Below are 8229 nucleotides of genomic sequence, written 5' to 3'. Positions count from 1 at the left end.
CGCCGCAGGCCGGCGGCAGCGGCGGCGCGGAGGGCGGCACGGTGCTGCGGGAGGAGGAGACCGGGCGGCTGCTGGCCGCCTACGGCATCGGCGTACTGCCCGCGCTGCCGGCGCCCGACGCCGCCGCGGCCGTGGCCGCCGCCGCCCGGCTCGGCTACCCGGTCGCCCTCAAGACCACCGCCCCCCACCTGCGGCACCGCTCCGATCTCGGCGGCATCCGGCTCGGCCTGGCCACCAAGCCGGAACTCCGCCGCGCCTACGAGGAGCTCACCGCCCAGCTCGGCTCCCCCGCCGAGCTGCGCCCGGTGGTGCAGCGGATGGCCCCGCGCGGCGTGGACACCGTCGTCCGGGCCACCGTCGACCCGGCGATCGGTGCCGTGCTCTCCTTCGGCCTGGCCGGCCCGGCCTCCGAACTCCTCGGGGACGTCGCCTACCAGCTGCTCCCGATCACCGACCGGGCCGCGCACGAGCTGGTCCGGGCCATCCGCGCCGCCCCGATGCTGTTCGGCTGGCGTGGCGCCCAGCCGGTGGACACCGCGGCCCTGGAGGAGGTGCTGCTCCGCCTGGGCCGGCTGGTGGACGACCACCCGGCGATCGCCGCCGTGGAGCTGGAGCCCGTGGTGGTCGCCCCGCAGGGTGTCAGCGTGCTGGGCGCCACGGTGCGGGTCGCCCCGCCGCCGCCCCGTGCCGACCTCGGCCCCCGCCGCATGCCGGTCTACTGATCCGCGGAGCCAGGCGCCGGAGCTGCCTCGAAGGGCTGTGCGGACCCTCCGGAGGCCGGCCTGGGGGTCCACTCCAGCCCTTAGGATGGAGCCCATGGCGAAGACCGGTACCACGACCCAGGGGCTGCGTGCGGCCATCGAGCGCAGCGGCTACTACCCGGCACTCGTCGCCGAGGCGGTGGAGACGGCCGTGGGCCGCGAGACGGTGGTGTCCTACCTGGTCCAGCAGGAGACGACCTTCGACAACAACGAGGTCCGGCGCCATGTGACCGTGCTGGTGCTGACCCCCACCCGCTTCATCGCCAGCCACACCGACGAGCAGCCCGCGGACAGCTCCTCGCCCGCGCCGTACGCGGCCAGCTCCACCGAGTCCGTCAAGCTCTCCCGGATCTCCTCGGTGATGCTCCGGCGGGTGGTCGCCAACCCCGAGGCGTACACCCCCGGCACCCTGCCCCACGAGGTGGTGCTCACGATCGGCTGGGGCACGCTCTCCCGCATCGACCTGGAACCGGCCAACTGCGGCGACCCCAACTGCGACGCCGATCACGGCTACACCGGCTCCACCACCGCCGAGGACATCTCGCTGCGCATCAGCGAGGCCGGTGACGGCCCCGAGACCGTCCGGCAGACCCTGGCCTTCGCCCAGGCCCTCTCCGAGGCGACAGCGGTGACCGACCGGTGAGCTCGCACCCGGCCGCCGCGGAGCCGGGGGCGATGGAGCCCCTGCCGCTCGATCCGCGCGGCGCGCCCGTGCCCCGCTACGGCAGCGGTTCCCTCGCCGATCTGCTGCCCGCGGTCGTCGTCGGCATGGGCGTGCCCGACGGCCACGTGCCCTCCGGCGCCGCCGGGGCCGCCGGGGCCGCCGGAGGGGCGGGCCTGGCCCTCGAACCCGCCGACCGGGTCTGCGTCTTCCTCGTCGACGGGCTGGGCTGGGAGCAGCTGCGCGCGCACACCGAGCTGGCCCCCTTCCTCAGCTCGCTGCTGCCCGGCGCCGCCCCGCTCACCGCGGGTTTCCCGGCGACCACCGCCGCCTCGCTGGCCTCGGTCGGCTGCGGCCTGCCGCCCGGCGTGCACGGACTGGCCGGTTACCGGGTGCTGGACCCGGACACCGGCGGCCTGATGAACCAGCTCCGCTGGGACCCGTACACCGACCCGCAGCTCTGGCAGCCCTATCCGACCGTGTTCCAGCGGGCGCACGCCGCAGGCGTGGCGGTCAGCCAGGTCTCCGCGCCCGGCTTCGAGCACACCCCGCTGACCCGGATCGCGCTGAGCGGCGGCAGCTATCTGGGCCGCACCGACGCCGGCGAGCGGATGGACCTGGCCGCCCGGCGGCTGGCGGCCGACGGCCGCACCCTGGTCTACACCTACTACGCGGAGCTGGACGGCGCCGGCCACCGCTACGGCACCGGCTCGGCCGAATGGCGCGGCCAGCTGCGCCATGTGGACGGCCTGGCACAGCGCCTGGCCGAGCAGCTCCCGCCGCGCTCGGCGCTCTACATCACCGCCGACCACGGCATGGTGGACGTGCCGCAGACCCCCGAGGCGCGCTGGGACTTCGACACCGACTGGGAGCTGCGCGCCGGGGTCGCCCTGCTGGGCGGGGAGGGCCGGGCCCGTCACGTCTACGCGGTGCCGGGCGCCGCCGCCGATGTGCACGCGGTGTGGAGCGAGGTACTGGCCGGCGCGGCCTGGGTGGCCACCAGGGAGGAGGCGGTCGAGCTGGGCTGGTTCGGCCCCGTGGTGGAGCCGCGGGTGCTGCCCCGGATCGGTGATGTGGTGGTCGCCATGACCGGGGACGCGGCCATCGTGGCGAGCACCACCGAGCCCAACGAGTCCGCCCTGATCGGCATGCACGGCTCCATGACCACGGCGGAGCAGCTCGTCCCGCTGCTCCGGGTCCGCACCTGACCGCCGGCCGCGACGCCGGGAGACCGAGACCGCACAGAACCAGACCGACCGAGACACCGAGAGCCCCAGAGACCGAGAGACCGAGAAAGCTGTCGCGTGGCCGAACTCGCCTTCTTCACCGGAACGATGGACTGCGGCAAGAGCACCCTGGCGCTCCAGATCCAGCACAACCGCTCCGCGCGGGGCCTCCAGGGCCTGATCTTCACCCGCAACGACCGGGCGGGGGAGGGACGGCTCTCCTCCCGCCTCGGGCTGGTCACCGAGGCCGTGGAGGCCGGCGACGATTTCGACTTCCACGCGTACCTGGTGAAGTACCTCACCGGCGGCGGCCGGGCCGACTACCTGATCGCCGACGAGGCCCAGTTCCTCGCCCCCGGGCAGGTGGACCAGCTGGCCCGGGTGGTGGACGACCTCGGGATCGACGTCTTCGCCTTCGGTATCACCACCGACTTCCGCACCAAGCTGTTCCCCGGCTCGCAGCGGCTCATCGAACTCGCCGACCGGGTGGAGACCCTCCAGGTGGAGGCACTGTGCTGGTGCGGCGCCCGGGCCACGCACAACGCCCGCACCCTGGACGGCCGGATGGTGGTCGAGGGCGCCCAGGTGGTGGTGGGCGATGTCGGCGACTCCGGCGGCCGGGACGGCGACCGGGACGACCGGGGCGGCGACGGCCGGGCCCCGGCCCGGGTCGGCTACGAGGTGCTGTGCCGGCGCCACCACCGGCGCCGGCTGACCGCCGCCGCGGCCGGGGCCGCCGTGCTCTCCCCGGACGTGCTGCCCGTGGACCGCGGCCCGGCCGGCATCCCCGCGCAGCCCGCGCGCAGCACGGGCTGACCGGCGTTCCCGCCTCCCCCTCCCGCGTCCCCGTCCGCCCGCCTTCCCGTTCCCGTCCGGGCGGGGCCTACGGCGTCTCCTCCAGCACGGCGAACGGGGTGCCCTCCGGGTCGGTCATCCGGGCCATCCGGCCGAACGGCGTGGGCCGCACCTCACCGGCCAGCCGGCCGCCCAGCTCCGTCACCCGCTCCGTCACCCGGTCCAGATCGGACACCGAGAAGTAGACCAGCCAGTGCGAGCCGCGGTCGTGCGGCACCGATCGCGGCCCCACTCCGTGGATGCCCGCGACCGGCCGCCCGGAGTGGTACAGGGTCAGGTAGTCCAGCGAGGGCAGCCGGGACTCCGGCCGCGGGTCGTAGTCGAACACCACCGCGTAGAACTTGCTCACCGCCGAGGACTCCGAGGTGATCAGCTCCATCCACACCGGCACCCCGGGCATCGCGGCGAACGGGCAGCCCGGGTGCTCACCGGGCTGGAAGACGCCGAACACCGCGCCGACGGTGTCCGAGGCGATGGCCATCCGGCCGGAGTGCTCCACATCCATCGGGCCGATCGCCAGGGTGCCGCCGCACTCCCGGATCATGTCGCAGGTGGCGTCCGCGTCACCGGTGGCGATGTACGGCAGCCAGGTCACCGGGCGGCCCAGCCGGGCGGCGCGCCCGGCAAGCCCGGCGACCGGGTGCCCGTGGTGCAGGGCCCGGGAATACGGGCTGAGCTGTTCCGGCCCCGCGTGGTACTCCCAGCCGAACAGCTCACGGTAGAAGTGCTCGGCCGCGGGCAGGTCGTGCACCAGCAGGCTCACCCAGCAGGGGGCCCCGGGGCCGGGAGGGTTCCAGGACTCGGTCATCGTTGCCTCTCCTCGGAACGTGCGACGGCGGATGCGGGCGCGGGCGCAGGCGGGGACGGGGACGGGCTGTGCCGCGGGCCCGGGTGGCGGTACCCGGCCCTGCGGCCCGCCGCGCCGTGCGCCGCCGATGCTCGCATCATCCGGCGCTCCGGGACCCCGGGCCGCGCCGGAAACCCGCGCGACGTGTGCGGAAGCCACCGAACCGCGGAGGACAATGACCCCATGGCAGCCATCATCTCCGCATCCGAACTTCTGAGCGACTTGGCGGCGTCCGGGGAGGCGCCGGAACGGCGGCCGGTGCTGCTGGACGTGCGCTGGCAGCTCGGCGGCCCGCCCGGCGGTCCCGAGTACGCCGCCGGGCACCTCAGGGGAGCCGTCTACATCGACCTGGAGACCGTGCTCGCCGGCCCGCCGGGCCCGGGAGGCCGGCACCCGCTGCCCGACCCGGAGGTCTTCGGCGCGGCCATGCGCCGGGCGGGCGTCCGGCACGACCGCCCGGTGGTGGTCTACGACGGCGGCCAGGGCTGGGGCGCGGCCCGCGCCTGGTGGCTGCTGCGCTGGGCCGGGCACCGGGACGTGCGGGTGCTGGACGGCGGCCTGGCGGCCTGGACCGGCGGGCTGACCACCGAGGTGCCCGAGCCGGCGCCGGGCGACTTCCGCCCGGCGCCGGGGGCCATGCCGCTGCTCGGCGCGGAGGACGCCGCCAAGCTGGCCCGCGGCGGCCTGCTGCTGGACGCCCGCGCGGCCGAGCGCTACCGGGGCGAGGTGGAGCCGATCGACCCGGTGGGCGGGCACATCCCGGGCGCGGTGTCCGCGCCGACCACCGGGAACACCGGGCCGGACGGCCGCTTCCGCCCGGCGGCGGAGCTGGCCCGCCGCTTCGCGGAGCTGGGCGCCGGGCCGGGCACGGCGGTCGGCGTGTACTGCGGCTCCGGCGTCTCCGCCGCCCACCAGGTGCTCGCGCTGGCCGTGGCGGGCATCGACGCCGCGCTGTACGCCGGTTCCTGGAGCGAGTGGTGCGCCGACCCGGCGCGTCCCGTCGCCACCGGTCCGCAGCCCGGCTGAACGCACCGGTCCCGGGCGCGCGCCGCCCGGGACCGGGACGGGACCGGAGCGGTTCCTTCCCGCCCGCGAGGGCCGGGAAGGAACCGCTCCCGAACGGCTCTCGCGGAGGGCTGCCGGAGGTCAGTCCTTCTTCTTGCGCCGGGTGCCGAAGACGATCTCGTCCCAGCTCGGCACGGCGGCGCGCCGGCCCGGCCGGACGCCGTCCGCCTCGGCCTGCTTGTCCGTGGTGCCGACCAGCCGGTCCCGGTGGCCGGCGACCGAGCGCGGCATCAGCACGTCCGCGTACGCCGAACCCGCACTGGCCGCCGGGCGCTGCTGCTCGGCCGCCGGCTCCGGCGCCGCCGCGGCCGGCTGCTCCCCGGAGCCCGGGCCCTCGGCCGCCGGAGCGGACTGCGGGCCGGGCACCACCAGGTCGCCGCGGAAGTTCGGCACCGCCTCCAGCAGGCTGGTGAGCGAGTCGCCGTCACCGACCGGTGCGTCACCGGAGGAGCGGCTCGCGGCGGCGGCCGGGCGCGACCGCCCGGAACCCTCCCGCTCCCGCTCGCCCTCCCGGGGCAGCCGGGCGATGCGCGGCACGAACGGGNTCCCGGGGCAGCCGGGCGATGCGCGGCACGAACGGGGTGCTCGGCTGGTCCGGGGTGTCGTCCGTGTCACCGATCAGCGAGCGCGCCTCGTCGTCCACCGGCTGCACCAGCCGCCGCGGCGGGTCGTAGGACCAGCTCGCCGAGTGCGTCTCCCCGGCCACCCGGTAGACCAGCAGCACCTCCCAGGTGCCGTCGTCCCGCCGCCAGGAGTCCCAGCGCACCGTGTCGCGGTCCGCGCCGCGCACCAGCAGCCGCTCGGACACGGCCTCGCCGAGCTGCGGACCGGTGGTCTCGCCGGGGCGCCGTACCGGGGTGTTCCGGGCCCGCTCGGCCATGAAGGCCCGCTCGGCCAGCACCGGCCCCTCGAAGCGGCGGACCCGCTCCACCGGGATGCCGGCGGCCTGGGCGACCTCGTCGGCCGTGGCCCCGGCTCGTATCCGGGCCTGGATGTCGCGCGGGCGCAGAATCGACTCTGCCTCGATCTGGCCCATCCGCGCACGGTCGTTGCGCACGGCGGCGCGCAGCCGCTCGTCGATCGGAAGCGTGTATTCCGCATTGTCGGCACCCTTGAGCACCAGCCGTGTGCCGTCGTTGCTGACGGCCACGACACGCAATTCGGGCATGAGGACCTCCCGGGTGCCTGCCGACGTCACGTGCGTTGCTGCTCCCGCTAGACGAGTGTGGCCTGCCCGGGTGCAGCTCGCCACAACCTTGCCGACTTACCCCGGCGTGTCGAGCCTCGGCCCTCGCTCACCGTTATGGCAGGGTAGCCAATTCGCCACTTTCGGTGATCGATGCGGCTTGCTTCGCACACTTCAGGGCAGACGGGGGTCGAGGCCAGGACTCGCCACACTACTCCATTGGGGCCAACCGGGGGCGGGTGCCGCCGGGATCACCCTTTCTCGTGGCGCCCGTCCGGGGAGTCCGGTCCTTGTCGTTCTTCACCTGTTGGAGTGATCACCTGTCCGGAAACGGCGAAAGCGGAACGATTGCCGTGCGACTCCGGTACGTCACTGGGACAGAATCATACGCCCGAGTGGGCCGCGCCCGCTTGACGGAACGTCAGGTAAAAAGTCGGTATAGGCGCCACGCACCCGGCCCCCGCCCGGTGTGACAGCGGGCGGTGCGAGGATGGCGGCATGTCGCACAATCCGGCGCCGGCCGCACGGACCGGCTCCCACCCCACCGACCCGAGCCCGTACGACGCCCTGCTGCTGCTCTCCTTCGGCGGCCCGGAGGGCCCCGAGGACGTGGTGCCGTTCCTGGAGAACGTCACCCGGGGCCGGGGCATCCCGCGCGAACGGCTGGAAGAGGTCGGCCGGCACTACTTCCTCTTCGGCGGCGTCAGCCCGATCAACGAGCAGAACCGCCGGCTGCTGGCCGCGCTGCGGTCCGACTTCGCCGCGCAGGGCCTGGACCTCCCGGTGCACTGGGGCAACCGCAACTGGGCCCCGTATGTCACCGACACCCTCCGGGAGATGACCCGGGCCGGGTACCGCCGCATCCTCACCGTGGTCACCAGCGCCTACTCCTCCTACTCCGGCTGCCGCCAGTACCGGGAGGACCTGGCCGGGGCACTGGCCGCCCTGACCGAGGAGGGGCTCACCCCGCCCCGGGTGGACAAGCTGCGCGTCTACTACAACCACCCCGGCTTCCTGCGCCCGACGGCGGACGGGGTGCTGGCCGCCCTGGAGCGGCTGCCGGAGGCCGTGCGGGAGCGGGCACAGCTGGTCTTCACCACGCACTCCATCCCCACCGCCGCCGCCGATGTCACCGGCCCGGGGAGTGCGCACGGCGCGGGCGGCGCCTACGTGGCCCAGCACCTGGACGCAGCGCGGTGGATCGCCGGCGCGGTGCAGGAGGCCACCGGGGTGCGGCGGCCCTGGCAGCTCGTCTACCAGTCGCGCAGCGGCGCCCCGGAGATCCCCTGGCTGGAGCCGGACGTCTGCGACCACCTCCGGGAGCTGCACGCCGGCGGCGCCGAGGCCGTGGTGATCATCCCGGTCGGCTTCGTGTCCGACCACATGGAGGTCCTCTACGACCTGGACACCGAGGCCATGGAGGTCGCCGAGAAGCTGGGCCTGCCGGCGGTGCGCTCGGCCACCGTGGGGGACGATCCGCGGTTCGTGGCCGCGCTGCGCGACCTGGTGCTGGAGCGCGCCGCCACCGAGCGCGGCGAGCGGCCGGAGCGCTGCGCGCTGGGCGCCCTCGGCCCCGGCCACGACGTCTGCCCGGTGGACTGCTGCCGCGGCCGGGCGGACCGGCCCGC

At 75.4% G+C, this 8229-nt stretch carries 7 protein-coding genes and 1 pseudogene; 6 read left to right on the top strand and 2 right to left on the bottom strand.

Going from position 1 to position 8229, the window contains the following annotated elements; all coding sequences use genetic code 11:
• From GQS09_RS24970 to GQS09_RS24955, 4 genes are all read left to right on the top strand, one after another.
• The coding region (locus GQS09_RS24970; RefSeq protein ID WP_207958252.1) for an acetate--CoA ligase family protein at positions 1–722 on the top strand (722 nt) is incomplete at its 5' end.
• A 94-nt stretch (positions 723–816) separates the two neighbouring features.
• Entirely contained in the window at positions 817–1404 is a 588-nt protein-coding gene (locus GQS09_RS24965; RefSeq protein ID WP_165989826.1) for a DUF5998 family protein, read from the top strand.
• 32 nt (positions 1405–1436) lie between these two features.
• Complete coding sequence (locus tag GQS09_RS24960; RefSeq protein WP_165989827.1) at positions 1437–2630, top strand: alkaline phosphatase family protein; 1194 nt, start codon at positions 1437–1439, stop codon at positions 2628–2630.
• 96 nt (positions 2631–2726) lie between these two features.
• Positions 2727–3464, top strand: a complete 738-nt coding sequence (locus tag GQS09_RS24955; protein WP_165989825.1) for a thymidine kinase — start codon at positions 2727–2729, stop codon at positions 3462–3464.
• A 67-nt stretch (positions 3465–3531) separates the two neighbouring features.
• On the opposite strand, the gene GQS09_RS24950 is transcribed toward GQS09_RS24955, so the two are convergent.
• Positions 3532–4311: a VOC family protein gene (locus GQS09_RS24950; RefSeq protein ID WP_165989824.1), complete on the bottom strand. Its 780-nt coding sequence runs from the start codon at positions 4309–4311 to the stop codon at positions 3532–3534.
• Positions 4312–4533: 222 nt separating this feature from the next.
• On the opposite strand from GQS09_RS24950, the gene GQS09_RS24945 reads away from it, so the two are divergent.
• Complete coding sequence (locus GQS09_RS24945; protein ID WP_165989823.1) at positions 4534–5376, top strand: sulfurtransferase; 843 nt, start codon at positions 4534–4536, stop codon at positions 5374–5376.
• Between the two features lie 120 nt (positions 5377–5496).
• Here the strand turns inward: GQS09_RS24945 and sepH are convergent.
• Positions 5497–6583: pseudogene (gene sepH / locus GQS09_RS24940) on the bottom strand (septation protein SepH).
• Positions 6584–7099: 516 nt separating this feature from the next.
• On the opposite strand from sepH, the gene GQS09_RS24935 reads away from it, so the two are divergent.
• A partial coding sequence (locus GQS09_RS24935; protein WP_165989822.1) for a ferrochelatase occupies positions 7100–8229 on the top strand: 1130 nt, incomplete at its 3' end.

The organism is Streptomyces sp. YIM 98790, from assembly GCF_011421595.1.
Taxonomy (GTDB): domain Bacteria; phylum Actinomycetota; class Actinomycetes; order Streptomycetales; family Streptomycetaceae; genus Streptomyces.
Note: the sequence above shows the minus strand (reverse complement) of the source record. Positions and strands in the feature narration are given on the sequence as shown.

Coding starts and splice junctions, on each gene's coding strand:
- GQS09_RS24965 (WP_165989826.1), top strand. CDS start 817: ATGGCGAAGACCGGTACCACGACCCAGGGGCTGCGTGCGGCCATCGAG.
- GQS09_RS24960 (WP_165989827.1), top strand. CDS start 1,437: ATGGAGCCCCTGCCGCTCGATCCGCGCGGCGCGCCCGTGCCCCGCTAC.
- GQS09_RS24950 (WP_165989824.1), bottom strand. CDS start 4,311: ATGACCGAGTCCTGGAACCCTCCCGGCCCCGGGGCCCCCTGCTGGGTG.
- GQS09_RS24945 (WP_165989823.1), top strand. CDS start 4,534: ATGGCAGCCATCATCTCCGCATCCGAACTTCTGAGCGACTTGGCGGCG.